Below are 18,888 nucleotides of genomic sequence, written 5' to 3'. Positions count from 1 at the left end.
GGGGACGCGGGGCCCCGCCGGGCGGTCAGGTGGCCTCGGCGCGGAAGCGGCGGGCGCCCAGCGCCACCGACACCACCAGCAGCACCACGGTGACCAGCGCGCCCTCGGCGAGCGCCGCGGTCGCGTAGTCGCCGAGGAACGCCGCCCTGGCCGCGTCCACCACGTAGGGGTCGCAGTAGTACTCGGGAAAGTTCGGGCGGATATCGCTGACCAGCGGAGACAGCACGGAGTAGGCCGCAAAGGATCGGAGCGGGTCAGTAGCGACAAGCTGAGGATCGTGGTGCCGGTTCGGTGACGGGCCTGATCAGGTGGGCTGGTCGGGCAGCAGGTCGGTCAGCGCGGTCCGGACGGCGGCTCGGCTTACCCCGTGGGTGCGGGCGAGGGCCGCGATGGAGGTTCCGTTATCGCGGAACGCGGCCCGTACTTCGTCGCGGCGGGCGCCGTTGAGTGCGGGTGGCCGGCCTCGGTAGCGGCCTTGGGCCTCGGCCGCGGCGATGCCCTCGTCGGTGAGTTCGTTCTGCAGGTCGCGCTGGAACTGTCCGACCGCGGTGATGACGTTGATGAGCAGGGCAGTGGTGGGGTCGTTCGCGGCGAGGTCGTGGAAGTTCGACAGCGGCCCGGACAGGACGCGCAGGGCGACGCCGCGTGCGGTGCACCAGTCGCGGACGCTGTGGATGTCGATGAGGTCGCGGCAGAGCCGGAACAGCTCGGATACCGTCAGCACGTCGCCCGGGTGCGCTGCGGCGGCGACTTTGGCGAACGCGGGCCGCTCCAGCGCGGGAATCTTGGAGGTCGTCGCAGGGTCCTCGAACAGCAGCACCCCGGCGGCGGGGCGGAACCCTTCGGCGACACCCTCGGTGCGCACGAGGAGGCCGGCCTCGATGAGGATGTGGCGCTGGCGCAGTAGCGACTGGGTTGCGGTGGACACGCGCGAGTAGACGATCCGCACCGGCGGCTCCCGCGGAAAGAGGGGTGGAGGACCCTTCTATCTGTCGGGAAATCCTGTCGTCAATCAGCGTTCGGAATCGGTCACCTTGAGAGGCGTTCCGTCACCGGGTGTCCGTTTTTTCGGGGGGTGGGGCGGCGGCTCGGCGGGGTGTCGGGAAACCTTCTAATCCCGACAGAATCCGCGAAGGCGGCGCGGGTGCGATCAGGGGCTGCGGGTTGCGGGCCCGGAGGCCGACCAAGGGGTGAGGTCGAGTTCCGGATAGCGCAAGGCCATGCCAGCGAGCGTCTGCGGCGTCCAGTAGGGATGTCCGGGCGGGGGGAATCCGAAGACTTGGAGTTGGCGAGGGGTGGCGCGGTGGACGAACGCGACCCATTCTCGTTCGAAGCTGCGCGCTGCCCATCCCACACGCTGCCCCCACGAGAGGCTGGACGGCCGGAAGCCCAGGTGCATGCTGTAGCGGGCGCCGCGCGGTGCGGTCAGTTGGGTGCCTCGGTGGAAGGTGCCGACCTCAAAGGCGATGACCGTTCCAGCGGGCCCGGCACCGGAGACCTCGGCCCCGTACATCTGCGGGCTGCCGCTGTCGTCGTTGAAGCGCCAAGCGCTGCCCTGTCCCGGCCGCAGGAACCAGTTCGGGACGGCGGGAATGTGCGCGGTGTGCTTGCGCGAGAGGAGATGCGGCGGTCCGAGTTCTTCGGGGACGTCGGTCAGGAACACGAACATCTCCACCTGCGAACAGCCCGGCGTGGTACTGGGGACCAGCACGGTGTGGTTGAGGTAGTCACGGTGCAGGTCCTGGTCGTAGTCGCAGGCGCCGGTGTACTTCGCCCAGGCCTCGGCCGCGTAGAGGTGCACGTCGCTGTCGCCCAGCAGCGCCTGGGCGAGCGCCAGGAGGCGAGGGTGCACCGCCAGCAGACTGATCTCGGTGCTGGCGAACGGGAAGGTGTCGATCCCGGCGAACTCGTCGCCGATGAAACGTCCGCGACGCGAGTCGGTTCCGTCATGAAAGCCCTCGGCAGAGGGAAACAGCAGGCCCAGCTCGCTCCCCGCCGCAGTCAACTCCTCGGCGGGGATGAAACCAGGGAGGATCACGAAGCCATCGGCTCGCCAGTCCCGCACCGTGCTCTCAAGGTCCATCCCCCCAGGATCATCCGGGCGAGCGATCACGGACAAACGCTTTTTACGCGTATGGCTTGGCTCCGCCATCGCTTCATCAGCCAACGTAGAACCGCACTACTACCTGGCGACTGTGGACACGTTCGGGAGCGGAGGGCCGATCCGCACCGGTACCGCCATCACCTCAAGCTGCTCATCGACGGCATGCGCGCGCAGGACACCGCGAACCGGCGGCCGAACCGGTTGCTGGGTCGCCCGACCCGCGTTAGCGCCTGGTTCAGAACAGGGTGTCGCGCACGCGCAGCGGCCGGTACCCGGTGGGGCCGAGCTGGGCGAGCTCGCCCTCGATGTCGACGTCGATCGCGCCGAAGAAGTTGATGTTCTCGCTGTGCGCCGGGGAGATGTGGGCCAGCACCTGGTCGTCGACACGGCGCCCGGCCGCGCGCATCGCAGCCACCGCCAGCCCGTAGTACTCCGTCGTCCAGGTCACCACGGCGTTGGTGACCAGCGTCAGGCACCACGCCTGCTCGGTCTGCTGCTCCAGGTGCCGGGCACGCACCACACCCTCATGGGCGTACAGCAGATCGCGCTTGAGGGCGTGCAGCGACTCGCCCTTGTTCAGCTGCCGGGAGATCTTGCGCCGGTACGCCGCATCCGACAGGTACCGGGCGGCGTAGACCGTGCGGCGCAGCGCCCCGTACTCCTTCAGCGCCGCCGCCAGCGCGTTCTGCCGGCCGGAGGCCGACAGCTTGCCGACCAGCAGCGAGGCGGTGGCGTGCCCGAACTTCAACGACCCCGCCAAGCGCAGCAGATCGTCCCAGTGCGCCGCGATCAGCTCGGTGTTGGCGCGCCGGGTCAGCAGCGGCCCCGCCAGCGGGAACGCATCCGCCACCTGCGCCTTGGGGGCGGTCCGGTACAGGGTGATCTTGCCCAGGTCCCGGATCCGCGGCGATAGCTGCAGCCCCAGCAGATCGAACAGCGCGAAGTTCACCAACGTCACCCCGTGGGTATCGGTGGCGTGCTCGGTGATCGGGATGTCGGTGGCGTTGCCGAGGATCTCATCCAGCACGTAGTGAGCCTCTCGCCGCGTCGCCACGATGACCTTGGTGCCATAAGTGGTGTGCTGGTCGGTCACATGCGTGTACGTCGACAACCCCTCATGGGCGAAATACCTGCTGAGCGCGCGGGCGGTGACGGACTTGCCACGGGTGGGGAACCGCTGGCCGTCCGAGGACGACAACGTGCCCGACCCGAGCACCGCCGTCAGCGGCAGCTTGCCGTGGTAGCCGATGAGCGCCAGGTTCGCCGCCCGCAGCGTCTCCTCGCGCACGTACCATTCGGCGGTCCAGGCCAGGATGTCGTAGGAGATGCCGCACGCGTCCGCCATCCGCGTCAGCCCCAGGTTGGTCGACTGGGCGATCAGCACCGCGATCAGGTTCCGCTTCAGCTCCGGGCTGCGCGCCTGCTTGCCGCCAGCGTGGGTGAAGCAGCCCAAGAACCCGGTGCGCTTGTCCATCTCGATCAGCAGCGACACGATCGGCGCGAACGGCAGCATCTCGGTCAGCTCGGCCTTAAGCGCGACCGCCTCGGCCGGAACGTCCTCCGCCGACAACGGGGAGATCACCAGGTCGCCCGCCTCGTCCAAGCGGACAGGGCCGTCGCCCGCGGCCAGAGTCTGCTCCAGCTCGCCCAGCGCCGCGTGCAACTCCTCCTCCAGGAGGGCCAGGCCCGCGGCAGCATCGGCGGGCTTGCCCACCAGCCGGCAGAACTCCCCCCGCTGATCCGCCCATTTCGCCGGGGTGAGCAGGTAGGCCGCCGGATCGCTATAGCGACGCGAGCCGGGCACCCACACATCACCCGACCGCAGCCCATCGCGCAGCGCCAGCAACACGCACAGCTCCCAATAGTGCCGGTAGGCGCTGGTATCACCGGCCTCGGCCGCATCTTGCAGGTAGCCGCGCCAGCGAGCCGGGACGAACCCCACAGGCGTGCCCGCCGGGACCTTGCGGGCGCCGCTGGCGTTGAGGCCCCGCAGGACCTCCACCGCCGCCAACAGGTCGGCGGCCGCGGTACCGCCTGCCAGCGGAACCGCCTCCAAGACCTGCGGCGTGAACTGCCGCAGATACCCGTACGAGCCGTCCAACGCGGCCAGATGCCCATGGTCGCGGGGCAACGGCGGCAACGCCGCCGACTGCGCCGCCCGCAGCCGCTCCCACCCGACCAACTCACCGCGCAGCAAGCCGCCGACCTCCTCATCCGGCACCACCGGATCGGCGACCACCGCCAAGATCACATCCAACAGCGCTTGGCGGTCCTCACCGGCCTTGGCGCGCTCGGCCAGCGCACCACGCATCTTGCGCTCGGCCTTCCCCTCCCGCGCCGAGACCGCCTGGTCGAACAACTGCACGACCTCGTCCAGCACCTCCGCCGCCGACTGCGCCACCAGCGTCAACAAGATCGGATACCGGCGCTCGGGATCGCGCCGCGCCAGCGCCTGCGCGGTCGACCGGCGCCCCACCGTGGCCAGGAACCGGCGCCGCTCCGCCGGAAGCACCGACAGATCCAGCCGGTCCGCGTCCATCACGCGAAGGAACTCCAGCTTGGCGACCTCTGCTTTCACCGCCCCCGGCGAGGCCTCCACCGGACCCTTGCCCAACCACCGCAGCCGCGTCATCCCGATCGCCGCGTCCACCACCAACAGCTCGTCCAGCCCCGCCCGGCGTTCCTCGGTGAACTCACCGGCCAGCCGGTCATAGGTCTCCCGCCGCGCCGCCTCGCGGGCGTGCGCGACCCGCTTCACCACCGTCACCGGGCCCGGCCGGATCACCCTCGCCGAGATCAGGTACTCGCACGCCAGCCGGAACAGCAGCGTCGGGGAGTCATGCTCCATCGCCCGCGCCAGCAGGAACTCATCCAGCTCCTTCAACTCCAGCGCCGTCCCCGCCCGCCACCCCAGATACCGCGCCGCCAGCCGCAGATGATCCGTGCGGGTCTTGGCCCGCCGCCCGTACCCCGCAAACGCCTTCGGATCGACCCGGAGCTGCTCGGCCAGCCGCGCAACCGCCGCTGGCGGCGCGGACGCCACATCGTCCGGAACGAATCCCAGCCACGGCAACGTGCACAACGCCACCGCCAGCCCGAGCCGATCCGCAGGGCCCCGCCCCCGGCCCGGATCGACGAACGCCACATCCGCCGGCGTCAAGGTGAAGAACCGGAACAGCTCCTCCCTGCCGATCTCCGGGAACCGCCGCAGCCCCTCTAACTCCTCATCGGTGAACACCGGAGCGACCACCAGCAACCTCCCGCCGGAGTCCAAAGATCCCGGTTCGGGAGCCTACGCCGCCATATCCGCCCGATCTTTCCCGAGTACTACGGTGACCCCACGTACCGGAACGGGGTGAACCGCGACAGGGCGTCCAGCCAGCCCGGCGCCAGGCTCATCGGCAGCAGCATTCCCGACAGCAGCATCAGCGGCAGCGTCACCGCCGACAGCAGCGGCGCGAACGCGTCCTCGCTGCGGGTCCGCATCGCCAGGACGTAGGACAGCGACGCGACGCTGACCGCGAGCGACACCACCAGCACCAGCCCGACCGCGATGCCGCCGGCCGGGGCGCGCAGCCCCAGCGCGAGCCCCACCGCCACCAGCAGCACCGCCTGGACCGCCACGACGGCCGTGTCGCGCAGCACGCGGCCCAGCAGCAGCGCGGTCCGGCTCGCCGGGGTGACCCGCAGCCGCTCCAGCACCCCCGACCGCAGGTCGGCGATCAGCCCGAACCCGACGAACCCGGCGCCGAACAGCGCGAGCTGCACCAGGATCCCCGGCACGAACACCTGCCAGGCGCCGCCGGACCCCGCGCCGGACCCGCCGGAGCCGCGCAGCTCGGCCAGGTCCGGCAGCAGCGGACCGAACAGCACCAGGTACAGCAGCGGCTGCAGCGCGCCGAACACCACCGCGACCTTGCTGCGCAGCGTCTGCCGCAGGCACCGCAGGAAGATCAGCCGCGTGTCCGACACCGTCCGCGTGAACGACATCTCGGTTCTCCTATCGAGTGGGGGGCCGGGTCAGGCGGCGTCGCGCAGGGAGCGGCCGGTGACGGTGAGGAACACGTCGTCGAGCGTGGGGCGCGCCAGGTTCAGCGACGCCAGCTCGACGCCGGCGCCGTCCAGGGCGCGGACCAGGCCCATGAGCGCGGTCTCGCCGTCCTCGACGGTCAGGCGCACGCGGGACCCGGTGACGGCGGCCTCGCGGACGGCCGGGTGGCCGGCCAGCGCCTTGCGCGCGGGGCCGGCGGCGGCGGGGTCGGCGAGCTCCAGGGTGAGGACGTCGCCGGCGACGCGGCGCCTCAGCTCGGCGGGCGCGCCCTCGGCGACGATCCGGCCGCGGTCGATGATCAGCAGCCGGTCGCACAGCGCGTCGGCCTCGTCCAGGTAGTGCGTGGTCAGGAACACCGTGGTGCCGTCCCGGTCGCGCATGGCGCGGATGTGGTCCCACAGGTTGCCGCGGCTCTGCGGGTCCAGGCCGGTGGTCGGCTCGTCCAGGAACAGCAGCGGCGGGCGGTGCACCAGCCCGAGCGCGATGTCCAGGCGGCGGCGCTGCCCGCCCGACAGCGACCCCGCCGGGCGCGACTCCAGCCCCGCCAGGTCCAGCCGGGCGCACAGCCCGGCGATCCGCGCGGCCCGGCCGCGCACCCCGTACAGGCGGGCCTGCAGGTCCAGCTCCTCCCCGGCCGGGACGCCCGGGTCGGTGCCGCCGCCCTGCGCCACGTAGCCGATGCGGCGGCGGACGCCCGCCGGGTCGCGGCGCAGGTCCCGGCCGGCGACGGTCGCGGTCCCGGCGGTCGGCGCCAGCAGCGTCGTCAGCATCCGCAGCACGGTGGTCTTCCCGGCCCCGTTGGGGCCGAGGAACCCGACGATCTCGCCCGGCGCGACCCGCAGGTCCACGCCCCGGACGGCCTGCACCTGGCCGTGCCCGGTGGTGAAGGTGCGGGCGAGCCCGCGCGTCTCGATCACGATGTCCTCCTCACGACGATGCCCGATAGCGTAACCACAAATTTGCAGTCACTCCAACTTTTCAGTGACACCAGCGAAGGTAGGATGCGGGCATGGGAGAGGAGACCGCCCCGAGCACCGGGCCCGGGGCCGCGCCGGCGGCCGGGCTGGGCCTGCGCGAGCGCAAGAAGCGCGAGACCCGCCGCCGCATCGCCGACATCGCGACCGGCCTGTTCCTGATGCGCGGCTTCGACAACGTCACCATCGCCGACGTCGCCCGCACCGCCGACGTGTCGGTCAACACCGTCTTCAACTACTTCAAGACCAAGGAGGACCTGTTCTTCGACCGTGAGGACGAGATGGTCGAGGCCGCCGCCCGCGACGTCCGCGACCGCCGCCCCGGCGAGGGCGTCGTCGCCCTGTTCCGCCGCCGCTTCTTCGAGGGCCTGGACGCCGGCGAGTACCGCACCGCCTTCCACGAGGGCGCCGACGCCTGGCTCCAGGCCGTCCACGACAGCCCCGCCCTCACCGCGCGCATGCGCGAACTCGGCCAGCGGATCCAGGACGAGCTCGCCGCGCTGCTCGCCGAGGAGACCGGCGCCGGCCCCGACGACTTCACCCCCCGCGCCGCCGCCGCGATGATCCACGCCGCCCAGGGCGCCCTCGTCACCGAGATCGCCGCCCGCAAACGCGCCGGGGAGACCCTGGAGGAGATGCGCGACGACGTCTACGCCGCCGCCGCCCGCACCTTCGACCTCCTCGAACACGGCCTCGGCGGCTACGCCGCCGCGCCCCCCGCCCCGCGCGGCACCGGAGATTGAGTTCCGGGCGGTCCCCGAACGTCCCTACACTCCGTGCTGCGGGTCCTCGCCGCCGCCCGGGCCGGCCGCCCGAGCCGCCCCGTCCAGATGGGGCTCCAGGGCCGCGCGGACCCGCGTCGGCATCTCCCGCTTGGCCTTGGACGCCGGGTCGATGAACACGTGCCGCACCTCCCCGTCGGCGATGAGCCGCTCGCCCACCCGGAACACCGGACGCACGATCATGCTCGTCGTGCCCAGATGCGCCACCGGCATCGACACCGCCAGCATCTCGTCGAACCGCGCGCCCTCCCGGTAGCGGATCCGCGCCTCGGCCACCACCAGGTCGTAGCCGCCGTCCACCATCTCGCCGTAGTCGCCGATCAGCGCCCGCCACATCTCGGTCAGCGCCACGTCGTAGAAGAACAGGTAGTGGCCGTTGAAGACCACGCCCTGCTGGTCGCACTCGCTGTACCGCACCCGCAGCCGATGCGTGAACACTTCCGCCATACCGGGCATCCTGCCTCATCCCGCGTGCGCCGTATCCGCGGCCCTCGAACTCATAAGCGCTGCTTCTAGCGGTGAGAACATCTATCTCTTGGACTTCTGCGCCTGCGGTGACCAGCATGGAAGGGAGACCACGCACACGGAGGACGCACACCATGACCGAATACGAGAAGGCCATGCGGCCCGAGGACATCACGCGGCTGTTCGTCGAACGCTCCAACGCCGGCGACGCGGCGGGCGTCGCCGCCCTCTACGAGCCCGGCGCGGTGATGGCCTACCCGCCCGGCTCGCAGACCGCCGGACGCGACGCGATCCGCGCGCTGTGGGAGAAGGTGCTGGCCGCCCGCCCCCGCTTCGAGCCCGAGGAACCGCTGCCCACGCTGATCAGCGGCGACCTCGCGCTCACCTCCACCCCGCCCCGCGACGGCGCCGGCGCCCGCGCCCAGGTCGTCCGCCGCCAGCCCGACGGCAGCTGGCTCCGCGTCCTGGACCAGCCCGAATTCGTCACCCCGCCCGGCGGCGGCCCCGCCTGACCGGCACCCGGCCCGACGGCGGCCGGCGCGGCGGCGAGGCGGGGTGGGCGCCGGTCAGGGGAGCGCGGCGATCTTGCCTTCGAGCACCGTCCGCTCCCGCTCGCTGCCGCACAGGCGCGCCGCGCGCTCCAGCTCGGCGCGCGCCTCGCCGCCGCGCCCCAGCCGGGTGAGCAGCTCCCCGCGGACGGTCGGCAGCAGATGCGACCCCGCCAGCGCCCCCGCCGCCGCCGCCGGCCCGTCCACGATCGGCAGCGCCGCCGCCGGGCCCCGCGCCATCGACACCGCCCGGTTCAGCTCCACCACCGGCGAGGGCGCCGGCCGGCCGAGCGTCTCGTACAGCACCACGATCCGGTCCCCAGTCGGTCGCCTCGACCGACGGGGCCACGGCATGGCACTCGGCGATCGCCGCCTGCAGGCCGTAGGGGCCGAGGCCCCGCCCGGCCCGCACCGCCCGGCCCGCGCCGCGCGGCCCGCACCGCGCGGCCCGCACCGCGCGGCCCCGGCCGATCGCGGCCCGGTCCCCAGCGGCCCCGGTCCTGCCGCTCCAGCAGCACCGGCTCGCCGTCGGGCCGGTGCGTGCCGTAGGTCGAACGAGGATGCCCCGGATCAACACGGCGGGCGAAACCTCGGCAAAGGTTGCCCCGGCTCGCGGGCGCATGACCGGTATGGGCGAAGCGGGGCGGTTACCGTGCGTGAATGCCGCAGACGCCCGGCGACCCGTCCCGCGACAGGACCGAGGGCACCCCCGAGGGCACTCCCGGGGACACCCCCGCCTACGCGCCCACCGACGTCCCGCCCGACGTCCCCGCGGGCCCGCCCGCGCCGGCGGGCCGCACCGGCGGGCCGCGCCGCATGCCGCCCTGGCTGCCGCGCGCGTTCGTCCTCGCCGGGACGGTCGTACTGGCGTTCCTGGCGGCGCTGTGGCTGCTGGAGCGGCTCCGCGAACTGCTGCTGCTCCTGGTCACCTCGCTGTTCCTGGCGTTCGCGATCGAGCCCGCGGTGAACTGGCTGGCCCGGCACGGCTGGCGGCGCGGCGCCGGCACCGCGCTGATGTTCATCGTCGTCGGGGTGCTGGCCGCCGGGTTCCTCGGCGGCATCGGGTCGCTGCTGGCCGGCCAGGCCACCCACCTCATCAACGGGTTCCCCGGCTACGTCCGCCACCTCATCGGCTGGGTCAACGACACCTTCGGCACGCGCCTGTCGCAGGACACCCTGTTCCAGCGGCTCCCCACCGTCACCGACACCCTGTCGCGGCACCTGACCTCCCTCGCCCAGAACGTGTGGGGCATCGGCGCCACCGCGTTCGGCGTCATCTTCAAGGGCCTCGGCGTCCTGCTGTTCACCTTCTACCTGTCGGCCGAGGGGCCCCAGTTCCGCCGGACGATCTGCTCCCTGCTCCCGCCGCGCCGCCAGCGGGAGGTCCTGCGCGCCTGGGAGATCGCCGTCGACAAGACCGGCGGCTACATCTACTCCCGCGGGCTGCTCGCCCTCATCTCCGGCGTCGCCCACTACATCGCCATGGCCGTGCTCGGCGTCCCCTACGCCGCGACGCTGGCGCTGTGGGTCGGGGTGGTGTCGCAGTTCATCCCCGCCATCGGCACCTACCTGGCCGGCGCGGTGCCCGTCCTGATCGCGCTGACCGCCTCCCCGGCGACCGCGCTGTGGATCCTGCTGTTCATCCTCGCCTACCAGCAGCTGGAGAACTACCTGCTGCAGCCGCGCATCACCGCGCGGACCCTGGACATGCACCCCGCCGTCGCGTTCGGGCTCATCCTCGCCGGCGCAGCCGTCGCCGGGCCGTTCGGGGTGCTGCTGGCCATCCCGCTCGGCGCCAGCGTGCAGGCGTTCGCCGGCGCCTACGTCCGCCGCTACGACATCGAGGAGCATCCGCTGACCGAGCCCGACCGCCCCGGCGCCCGCTGGTGGCGCTGGCTGCGCCGCTCATGACCGCCCGCGTCGGCGCCCGCGTCGGGGCCGGTGCCGGCGGGCGCCTCGTCGAGGATTGCCGTGGACGGCGCCGCCGCGCCGGGTTAGCGTGCCGGAGGACAAGCATGATCATCGGGCAGCTCGGGGGGCCGGAGGGAGCCGTCATGAACCGTCCCCGCACGCGCCGCCGGTGGGCCGCCGGGCTCACCGCCGGGATACTCGCCGTCACCGCGCTGAACACGCTGGACGCGCCCGGCGCCCACGCCGGCCCCGCACCCGGCCCGGGCGGCCCGGGGGCGTACGGCCGGGACCCGGCGCTGCTGCGGATCCTGCGGTCGATGACGCTGGAGGAGAAGGCCGCCCAGCTGTTCGTCCTGCAGGTCTACGGCACCTCCGCCGACACCTCCGACCCCGCCGCCGTCGCCGCCAACCGAAGGCTCTACGGGGTCGACAACGCCGCGCAGGTCATCGCCCGCTACCGGCCCGGCGGGTTCATCTACTACTCCGACAACGTGCGGGACCCGGCGCAGGTCGCCGCGTTCTCCAACGGCATCCAGCGCGCCGCGCTGGCCCAGCCGCACCGCGTCCCCGCCACCATCGCCACCGACCAGGAGGGCGGCATCGTCGCCCGGATCCAGCCGCCCGCCACCCAGTCGCCCGGCGCCATGGCGCTGGCCGCCGGGCGCCGCACCGGCGACGCCCGCGCCCTCGCCCGCATCACCGGACGCGAACTGCGCGCCATCGGCGTCAACCAGGACTACGCGCCCGACGCCGACGTCAACACCGACCCCGCCAACCCCGTCATCGGCGTCCGCTCCTTCGGATCCGACCCCGCCCTGGTCGCCGGCATGGTCACCGCGCAGCTCGGCGGATACCGGGCCGGGGGAGTGACCGCCACCGTCAAGCACTTCCCCGGCCACGGCGACACCACCACCGACAGCCACACCGGCGTCCCCACCATCGACCACAGCCGCGCCGAATGGGAGCGCCTGGACCTGCCTCCGTTCCGCGCCGCGATCGCCCGCGGCGCCGAGGCGATCATGACCGCGCACATCGTCGTGCCGTCCCTGGACCCCTCCGGCGACCCCGCCACCCTGTCGCGGCCCATCCTCACCGGCATCCTGCGCGAGCAGCTGCACTACCGCGGCGTCATCGTCACCGACGCCCTCGACATGCAGGGCGTCCGCGACAAGTACGGCGACGAGAACATCCCCGTCCTGGCCCTCAAGGCCGGCGCCGACGTCCTGCTCAAGCCGCCCGCCGACGCCGGCGGCACCGGCCTGTTCCCCCGCCAGCTCGCCGCCGTCGTCGACGCCGTCCGGACCGGGGAGCTGACCGAGCGGCGCATCGACGCCTCGGTCTACCGGATCCTGGACCTCAAACGCCGCCGCGGCCTGTTCCGCGACCCCTACGCCGACGAGTCCCGCGTCGGCCGGACCGTCGGGACGCCCGCGCACCTGGCCGCCGCGCAGCGCGCCACCGACCGCACCACCACCCTCGTCCGCAACGACGCCGGCGTCCTGCCGCTGCAGCCCGGCCCCCGCGACGTCCTGGTCACCGGATGGGGCGTGTCCACCACCGCCGCGATCGGCACCGAGATCGCCCGGCGCGGCGCCACCGCCACCGTCCGGCAGACCGGCATCAGCCCCGGCCGGGCCCAGATCGACCAGGCCGTCGCCGCCGCCCGCGACCAGGACCTCGTCGTCGCCGTCACCAACCGCGCCTGGGACGCCAAGGACGAACCCGGCCACAACGGGCCCGGCCAGATGAACCTCGTCAAGGCCCTCATCGCCACCGGGAAGCCCGTCGTCGTCATCGCCGTCCGCGACCCCTACGACATCGCCTGGTTCCCCGAGGCCGCCACCTACCTCGCCACCTACTCCTACACCGCCGAAGCGCTCCGGTCGGCCGGCAAGGCCCTGTTCGGGGAGCTGAACCCGTCCGGGCGGCTGCCCGTCGCCGTCCCCGCCCGCGACGACCCCGGCACCGTCCTCTACCCGTTCGGGCACGGCCTCCGCTACCCGCACTGACCCCCGGCCCGCAACACCGGACGGAAAAGGCGGCGGCCCGGTTCCGCTGCGGCAGCCGCAGCCGCCGCGGAACCGGGCCGGGCACCGTCCCGCACGCGCCCCCGCCCCGCCGCCCACCGCGGGGGGACGGGGGCGCCGGGGTCACGCCTGCCGCGCGCCGATCGACTTCATCAGCGTCGGCCAGATGGACTTCGACTCCCGCACCCACGCCGGCCAGTTGTGGCGACCGTCGCCGTAGATGTGCGCGGTGTAGGGGATCTTCAGCTCGTCCAGCCGCTTCTGGAAGTCCCTGTTGTTCGCGCCGACCGCGATCTCGCTGAGCAGGCCGATGTCCCACGGCGCCACGTCCGGGTCGCCCGGACCCGGACGGCCCGTCGTCCCCGCGGAGAAGAACAGCCCCGTGCCGCGCAGCTTGGGCGCCAGCGTCGCCGGGTCGTGCGCCTGCCAGTTGGCGTCGTCGGCCCACGGGACGCCCCAGATCGCGAACGGGTCCTGCCCGTTGCCGGCGTTGGTGAACATCAGCATCGCCGGCATCCCGATCGAGCGCATCGACAGGATCCCGCTCAGCGACGCCGCGTACCTGAACATCCCCGGGTGCCGCGCCGCGTACGCCATGGCGCCCGCGCCGCCCGAGGAGTTCCCGATCACCGCGCGCAGCGCGCCCGCGTGGTAGTTGCGCTCCAGCAGCTGGCGCACCTCGGCGGTGTGGAAGGTCTCCCACTTGGGAGTCCCGCCCTTGCCGTAGTTGTACCAGTCGGTGTAGGAGCCGTTGTCGCCCTCCGGCATCACCACGATGACGTTGTACTTGGCGGCCCACGCCTCGATGTCGGTGTTGCGCGTCCAGGAGGTGTAGTCGTCCTGCCCGCCGTGGAAGGCGTACAGCACCGGCCACGTCGCGGTCGAGTCCCGCTTCCAGTTCGCCGGCAGCAGGAGCCGGGCCTTCACCGACCTGCCGAGCGCGGGCGAGTCGATGGTGATGTCGACCTCGCGGGAGGCGATCTTCTTCTCCGCGGTGATGCGCGCCCCGTCGTCGGCCCTGACCGGCCCCGCCAGCGCCTGCGCCGACCCGGCGCCCACCGCACCGATCCCGGCGACGAGGACGACGCCGATGGCGCCGGACGCCAGCGAACGCCGCCAGTGGACCCGGCGGGACCGGCGGCGGAGGGTGGGTGTCATCTGCTCACCTCGCGATCAGGCCCGACCCCCGTGGCCGCGCGACTCCGGGAGAGTGTCCTCGCCCGAGCCGAAATGATCTACATGGGCGGGTTACAAGAAATGGGCGCGGCGCTGTGGAGAAGTGAGTCATCCGGCCGCCTCGGCCAGCAGCGCGGCCAGCCCCCGCGGCCTGGAGAACATCGGCCAGTGCCCCGTCGGCAGCTCCCGGTAGGTCCAGCCGGGGCCGGTCATCCCCGCGAACACCGGATGCCCGGCCTCGCCCATCTCCCGCACCGCGGCCAGTGGGATCGTGGTGGCGATCAGCGTCCGCGGCGTCGCCGGCAGCGGATCGGGGCGCGCCGCCGGCTGCGTCGCCGTCCCGAACGGCTGCGGTGTGGCCCGCTCGCGCATCACGGCCAGCCGCCCCGCGGTCAGCCCGGCGAGGTTCACCGGGTCGGCGGCCGGATCGAACGGCGGCACCGGGATCCACCGGCCGCCGCCCTCCTCGGCGACCGCCCGCTCCAGTTCCGCGCGCGCGTCCGGGTCGTGGAAGTCGATCGCGGCCATCCCGGACGGCATCGGGCCGGTGTCGACGTACACGACCCGGGCGATCCGGTCGGGCATGCGGTCGGCCGCGCCCGTGACCGCCATGTTCGCGCCGCTGTGCGCGACGAGGACGACGTCGCGCAGGCCGCCGCCCTCGATGAGCCGCGCGATCCCGGCGATCTGGGCGTCCACGTCGACGCCGCCCGTGCCGGGCGCGGGCTCCGCGGCCCGCTCGGCCTGCCCGGCGGGAGTGACGGCGTGGACGTCGTGGCCCGCCGCGCGCAGCGCGGCCGCGACCTCGTCCCACGCCCACGCGCCGAGCCAGTACCCGGGGACCAGGACGAACGTCGCCGTGCCCGGCTTGACGTCCATGCGCGCGTCCGGGTCGGTGGTCGTTTCGGTGTTCATCTCGGGTGTCCTCTCTTCGGTGGGTACACCCGCACGCTACGGTGAATACCGGACAGGATCCGCCCGGATTAGGGGAGTGACCCGTGCCACAGCCGTCCCACCCGACCACCCGCGTCCTGGCGATGCTGGAGCTGCTGCAGGCCCACCACCGCATCAGTGGCGCCGAACTGGCCCGGCGGCTCGGCGTCGACGAGCGCACCGTCCGCCGCTACGCCGCCCGCCTGGACGACCTCGGCGTCCCCGTCACCGCCGACCGCGGCCGGCACGGCGGCTACCGGCTCATGCCCGGCTACAAGCTGCCGCCGCTGATGCTCACCGACGACGAGGCCGCCGCCGTCGTGCTGGGCCTGCTGGCCGGACGGCGGATGGGCCTGCCCGGCCAGGCCACCGAGACCGCCCTGGCCAAGGTGCAGCGCGTCCTGCCCGCCGCGCTGCGCGACCGGATCCGGGCACTGCGCGACACGCTCGGGTTCACCGCGCCCGACCGGACCGCCCCCGCGGCCGCCGCACCCGGCACCGGCACCGTCCTCACCCTGGCCGCCGCGGCCCGGGAGCGGCGCCGGTCCTGGCGCGGCGAGGACAGCGAACGGGACCTCGACCCCTACGGGCTGGTGTTCCACTCCGGCCGCTGGTACGTCACCGGCCACGACCACCGCAGCGGCGAGACCCGCACGTTCCGCGTCGACCGGATCACCGCCGCCGAACCGGGCACCGCGACCTTCGAGGTCCCCGGCGGCGTCGACCCCGTCCGGGACGTCACCGCGTCACTGGCGCGCGTCCCCTACGCCCACGAGGTCGAGGTCGTGCTCGACGCCGCCCTCGAGGAGGCCCGCCGCCGGATCCCCGCTTCGGTCGCGGCGCTCACCGAGGCCGGAGGGGAAGACGGGGGAGTGGTGATGACCATGCGCGCCGAACGCCTGGACGGGGCCGCGCGGATGCTGGCAGGGCTCGGGTTCGGCTTCACCGTCCGCCGCCCCGAAGAGCTGCGCGGCCACATCCGCGGCCTCGCCCGGTCACTGGAGGAGCAGGCCGCCCGGTGAACCCGGGCGCCGGACGCGGAGGGCCGGACGCGGCAGGGTCAGGCGGTGCGGGCGTCCCACTCGTGGCGCAGCATCGCGTAGACGACCTCGTCGGTCCACTCGCCCTTGACGATCTCGTTCTGCACCAGGTGCGCCTCGCGGCGCATCCCGAGCCGCTCCAGCACCCGCGCGGAGGCGGCGTTGCGGCCGTCCAGCCGCCCGCACACCCGGTGCAGGTCCAGGCCCTCGAACCCGAGCCGCAGCACCACCTCGGCGGCCTCGGTCGCATACCCCTTGCCGTGGAAGGCCGGGTTGAAGATGTAGCCGATCTCGCCCTGCCGGTGCTCGCGGCTGCGCCACTGCAGGTTGACCTCGCCGATCAGGTCGCCGGTGTCGCGCCGCACCACCGCCAGGACCAGCCAGTCGCCCTCCTTCTCCACCGTGGAGGCGCCCATCTTCTGCTTCAGGAACGAGCGCGACTCCTCCAGCGTGCGCGGCTCCCAGTACAGGTAGCGCGCCACCTCCGGCAGGGACTGGTAGGCGTACAGGCCCTCCAGGTCGTTCTCGTGGAACGGGCGAAGGGCGAGCCGCCCGGTCTCGATCGGGTACACGGGACGGAGCATACGGTGATCCTATTCACCGGATTCGCCCCCGTGCGACCCGTGGATCCCCGGTAACCGCCAGGTACGGCTAGGAGCGGCCGTCCGGCGGACGCACGCGGCTCGCACCGGGCCCGGACCCGGCGCCGCCCTCGCCGCCCTGCGAGCCGCCCTGCTTCTGGTCCTTCGCCTCGTCCACCCCGGTCTCGCGGCGCTCCGCCTCGTCGAAACCGCGGGTGTCGCGGAACTCCACGTACGGCTCCTCGTCCGGGGGAGTGCCCTCGGCGATGGCGCGGCCCCGCTCCAGTTCGGCGTTCAGTTCGGCGCCCAGCAGGATCGCGAGGTTCGTGATCCACAGCCAGACCAGGAAGATGATGATCGCCGCGAGGCTGCCGTAGGTCTTGTTGTAGGAGCTGAAGTTCGCCACGTACACCGCGAACAGCGCCGACGCCGCCAGCCACAGCGCGATCGCCAGGAGCCCGCCCGGCGCGAGCCCCCGGAACCCGCGCTTGGCGTTCGGCGCGGCCCAGTACAGCAGCATGAACAGGAACGCCACGACCAGCAGCAGCACCGGCCACTTGGCGATGTTCCACACCGTCACCGCCTGCGAGCCGGCGCCGATCACGTCGCCGACCTTGCGGGCCAGCGGCCCGGTCACCACGACCGCGATCGCCGACGCCGACAGCAGCACCAGGGTGACCAGGGTGACGCCGATGCGGAGCGGGAGGGTCTTCCAGATCGGACGGCCCTCGGGGATGTCGTAGACGATGTTGGACGCCTGCATGAACCCGCCGACGTACCCCGACGCCGACCACACCGCGCCGAGGAGGCTGACGATGGCGATCGCGCCGGCGCCGCCGCTGCTGCCCTGCAGTTGCCGCACCGAGCTGACCAGCAGGTCGCGGACCGCGCCCGGCGCCAAGGTGCCGATGTTGGCGATCAGGTCGTCGGTCGTGGACTCGCCCGCCAGCCCGACCAGCGACACCACGACCAGGATCGCGGGGAAGATCGACAGGATCGAGTAGTAGGTGAGCGCGGCCGCCCACGCGGTCAGGTTGTCGTTCTTGAACTCGCGCACCGTGCGTTTCAGCGCACCCACCCACGAGGTGGGCGGCGCGTCGGCGATGACGCGGGGGGCGGGCACGCTGGGCATCGGCCGTCCTCTCGGCGAGGGTCAGTGCGGCGCGGGGGCGAATGCGGCGCCGTTCGGGTGCGGCGATCGGGTGCGGCAGTCAGGTGCGGCAGTCAGGTGCGGCAGTCAGGTGCGGCAGTCGGGCCGGCGGGCGCGGTCAGCGGGTGCGGCCGAGGCGGCGGCCCTTGTCCCGGCGCACCTTGACGGCGCGGCTCCGCCCGGTCGAGACGCGGACCCGCACGGGCCCCACCCGCCGGGTGGTCGCGCGGCGGCGGCGCATCCACACCGCCGCCACCGCCACGGCGCCCGCCGAGGCGATCACCACGCCGCCCTGGCGGGCCCGGGCCCTGGTCTCCTCCGAGCCCGCGGCCTGCCAGGCCGAGGCCGCCGCGTCCCGGGCCCGGGTCTTGGCCTGCTCGGCCTTCTCCCGGGCCATCGCCTTCACGTCGGCCCTGGCGGCCAGCTGCTCGACGGTCTCGCCGAGCTCGTGGCGCGCCCGGTCGACCTCCTGGCGCAGCTCCTCGGTGCCGGCCTCGGCGCCGTGCTTGCGCTGCATGGTCATCGGTGCGTCGCCCTCTCCTTCAGCTCCGCCACGGCCTGCCTGGCCTCGTCCATGGCCTGCTCCGGTTTGGCGGGCGTGGCGCGTTTGGTCTGCGAGAGGCCGAGCAGCGCCAGGACCGCGGCGACCAGCATCAGGAACCCGCCGATGATCAGCGCCGCCGCCCACACCGGCAGCGCCAGCGCGATCGCGGCGACGGCCGCGGCCAGCAGCACCGCCAGCCCGTACAGGGCCACCAGCGCGGCGCCGCCGAACATCCCGGCGCCGGTGCCGGCGTGCCGGCCCTTGTCCTTCAGTTCGGCGACGGCCAGCCGCAGCTCGGCGCGCATCAGCTCCGACACCTGCTGCGCGGCCTGCCGGACCAGTTCGCCCGTGCCCGCCTCCCCGCGTCCGCCGCGGAACTCCGGGGCGTGCGCCCGGGACTGCCGGTGGGCGCCCAGGTTCTCGGCCGCGGTCTCGCCGTCATGCGTCGGCCGCACGATGCTCATAGCCTCAGGCCTCCTCCGCGTTCTGGTTTCGACGCCTGAAGCAGGAGTTCCCCCTTGTCAGAGGCTAAACGTGTCCGCTCCCCGACAAAGGGTGAACACGGGCCGCCACGCGTGCCGCGCCGCGCGCCGGGGGCGGGT

The 18,888-nt window shown here is 73.3% G+C and carries 18 protein-coding genes and 1 pseudogene; 5 read left to right on the top strand and 14 right to left on the bottom strand.

The annotated features are described in order from the left end of the window. Nucleotides 1–25 precede the first annotated feature (25 nt). The 6 genes from E1284_RS26540 to E1284_RS26515 all read right to left on the bottom strand — a co-directional run bounded on the left by E1284_RS26540 (nt 26) and on the right by E1284_RS26515 (nt 7,072). Nucleotides 26–226, bottom strand: a complete 201-nt coding sequence (locus tag E1284_RS26540; protein WP_131942859.1) for a hypothetical protein — start codon at nt 224–226, stop codon at nt 26–28. Nucleotides 227–304: 78 nt separating this feature from the next. Continuing rightward, nucleotides 305–949, bottom strand: coding sequence for a recombinase family protein (locus E1284_RS26535; protein WP_131942858.1), 645 nt, complete (start codon nt 947–949; stop codon nt 305–307). Between the two features lie 201 nt (nt 950–1,150). Further along, nucleotides 1,151–2,083 carry a phytanoyl-CoA dioxygenase family protein gene (locus E1284_RS26530; protein WP_165965443.1) on the bottom strand — a complete coding sequence of 311 codons (933 nt, stop codon included), beginning with the start codon at nt 2,081–2,083 and terminating at the stop codon, nt 1,151–1,153. 256 nt (nt 2,084–2,339) lie between these two features. Beyond that, entirely contained in the window at nt 2,340–5,354 is a 3,015-nt protein-coding gene (locus tag E1284_RS26525) for a Tn3 family transposase (protein WP_131942856.1), read from the bottom strand. A 77-nt stretch (nt 5,355–5,431) separates the two neighbouring features. Continuing rightward, on the bottom strand, nt 5,432–6,094 hold the full coding sequence (locus E1284_RS26520) for an ABC transporter permease (RefSeq protein WP_131942855.1): 663 nt from the start codon (nt 6,092–6,094) through the stop codon (nt 5,432–5,434). 30 nt (nt 6,095–6,124) lie between these two features. After that, nucleotides 6,125–7,072, bottom strand: coding sequence for an ATP-binding cassette domain-containing protein (locus tag E1284_RS26515; protein ID WP_131942854.1), 948 nt, complete (start codon nt 7,070–7,072; stop codon nt 6,125–6,127). Nucleotides 7,073–7,164: 92 nt separating this feature from the next. Here E1284_RS26515 and E1284_RS26510 point away from each other — a divergent pair, with 92 nt between their 5' ends. After that, entirely contained in the window at nt 7,165–7,872 is a 708-nt protein-coding gene (locus E1284_RS26510; protein ID WP_131942853.1) for a TetR/AcrR family transcriptional regulator, read from the top strand. Nucleotides 7,873–7,896: 24 nt separating this feature from the next. On the opposite strand, the gene E1284_RS26505 is transcribed toward E1284_RS26510, so the two are convergent. After that, nucleotides 7,897–8,358, bottom strand: coding sequence for an acyl-CoA thioesterase (locus tag E1284_RS26505; RefSeq protein ID WP_207923963.1), 462 nt, complete (start codon nt 8,356–8,358; stop codon nt 7,897–7,899). A 152-nt stretch (nt 8,359–8,510) separates the two neighbouring features. Here E1284_RS26505 and E1284_RS26500 point away from each other — a divergent pair, with 152 nt between their 5' ends. Next, on the top strand, nt 8,511–8,888 hold the full coding sequence (locus E1284_RS26500) for a YybH family protein (protein WP_131942851.1): 378 nt from the start codon (nt 8,511–8,513) through the stop codon (nt 8,886–8,888). 54 nt (nt 8,889–8,942) lie between these two features. Here the strand turns inward: E1284_RS26500 and E1284_RS26495 are convergent. Continuing rightward, nucleotides 8,943–9,454, bottom strand: a pseudogene (locus tag E1284_RS26495) (RNA polymerase sigma factor); the annotation flags it as partial. A 130-nt stretch (nt 9,455–9,584) separates the two neighbouring features. Between E1284_RS26495 and E1284_RS26490 the strand changes: the two are divergent. Then, nucleotides 9,585–10,835, top strand: a complete 1,251-nt coding sequence (locus tag E1284_RS26490) for an AI-2E family transporter (RefSeq protein ID WP_131942850.1) — start codon at nt 9,585–9,587, stop codon at nt 10,833–10,835. A gap of 143 nt (nt 10,836–10,978) precedes the next feature. Beyond that, nucleotides 10,979–12,844 carry a glycoside hydrolase family 3 protein gene (locus E1284_RS26485; RefSeq protein ID WP_131942849.1) on the top strand — a complete coding sequence of 622 codons (1,866 nt, stop codon included), beginning with the start codon at nt 10,979–10,981 and terminating at the stop codon, nt 12,842–12,844. Between the two features lie 141 nt (nt 12,845–12,985). Here E1284_RS26485 and E1284_RS26480 read toward each other — a convergent pair whose 3' ends face one another. Then, on the bottom strand, nt 12,986–14,020 hold the full coding sequence (locus tag E1284_RS26480) for an alpha/beta hydrolase (protein WP_131942848.1): 1,035 nt from the start codon (nt 14,018–14,020) through the stop codon (nt 12,986–12,988). Nucleotides 14,021–14,146: 126 nt separating this feature from the next. Continuing rightward, nucleotides 14,147–14,953: an alpha/beta fold hydrolase gene (locus E1284_RS26475; protein WP_243714757.1), complete on the bottom strand. Its 807-nt coding sequence runs from the start codon at nt 14,951–14,953 to the stop codon at nt 14,147–14,149. A gap of 83 nt (nt 14,954–15,036) precedes the next feature. On the opposite strand from E1284_RS26475, the gene E1284_RS26470 reads away from it, so the two are divergent. Next, nucleotides 15,037–15,993 (top strand): helix-turn-helix transcriptional regulator, encoded by a 957-nt coding sequence (locus tag E1284_RS26470; protein ID WP_243714756.1) that lies wholly within the window; start codon nt 15,037–15,039, stop codon nt 15,991–15,993. 38 nt (nt 15,994–16,031) lie between these two features. On the opposite strand, the gene E1284_RS26465 is transcribed toward E1284_RS26470, so the two are convergent. The 4 genes from E1284_RS26465 to E1284_RS26450 form a co-directional block, all read right to left on the bottom strand. Continuing rightward, nucleotides 16,032–16,595 carry a GNAT family N-acetyltransferase gene (locus tag E1284_RS26465; RefSeq protein WP_131942847.1) on the bottom strand — a complete coding sequence of 188 codons (564 nt, stop codon included), beginning with the start codon at nt 16,593–16,595 and terminating at the stop codon, nt 16,032–16,034. 67 nt (nt 16,596–16,662) lie between these two features. Further along, a complete protein-coding gene (locus tag E1284_RS26460; protein WP_131942846.1) occupies nt 16,663–17,724 on the bottom strand; it encodes a YihY/virulence factor BrkB family protein in 1,062 nt (353 codons plus the stop codon). A gap of 136 nt (nt 17,725–17,860) precedes the next feature. After that, on the bottom strand, nt 17,861–18,265 hold the full coding sequence (locus E1284_RS26455) for a DUF3618 domain-containing protein (protein WP_131942845.1): 405 nt from the start codon (nt 18,263–18,265) through the stop codon (nt 17,861–17,863). Then, nucleotides 18,262–18,750: a phage holin family protein gene (locus E1284_RS26450; protein WP_131942844.1), complete on the bottom strand. Its 489-nt coding sequence runs from the start codon at nt 18,748–18,750 to the stop codon at nt 18,262–18,264. The genes E1284_RS26455 and E1284_RS26450 overlap by 4 nt, the downstream gene beginning before the upstream one ends. Nucleotides 18,751–18,888: the final 138 nt, after the last annotated feature.

It is taken from the genome of Actinomadura bangladeshensis (assembly GCF_004348335.1).
Classification (GTDB): Bacteria; Actinomycetota; Actinomycetes; order Streptosporangiales; family Streptosporangiaceae; genus Spirillospora; species Spirillospora bangladeshensis.
Note: the sequence above shows the minus strand (reverse complement) of the source record. Positions and strands in the feature narration are given on the sequence as shown.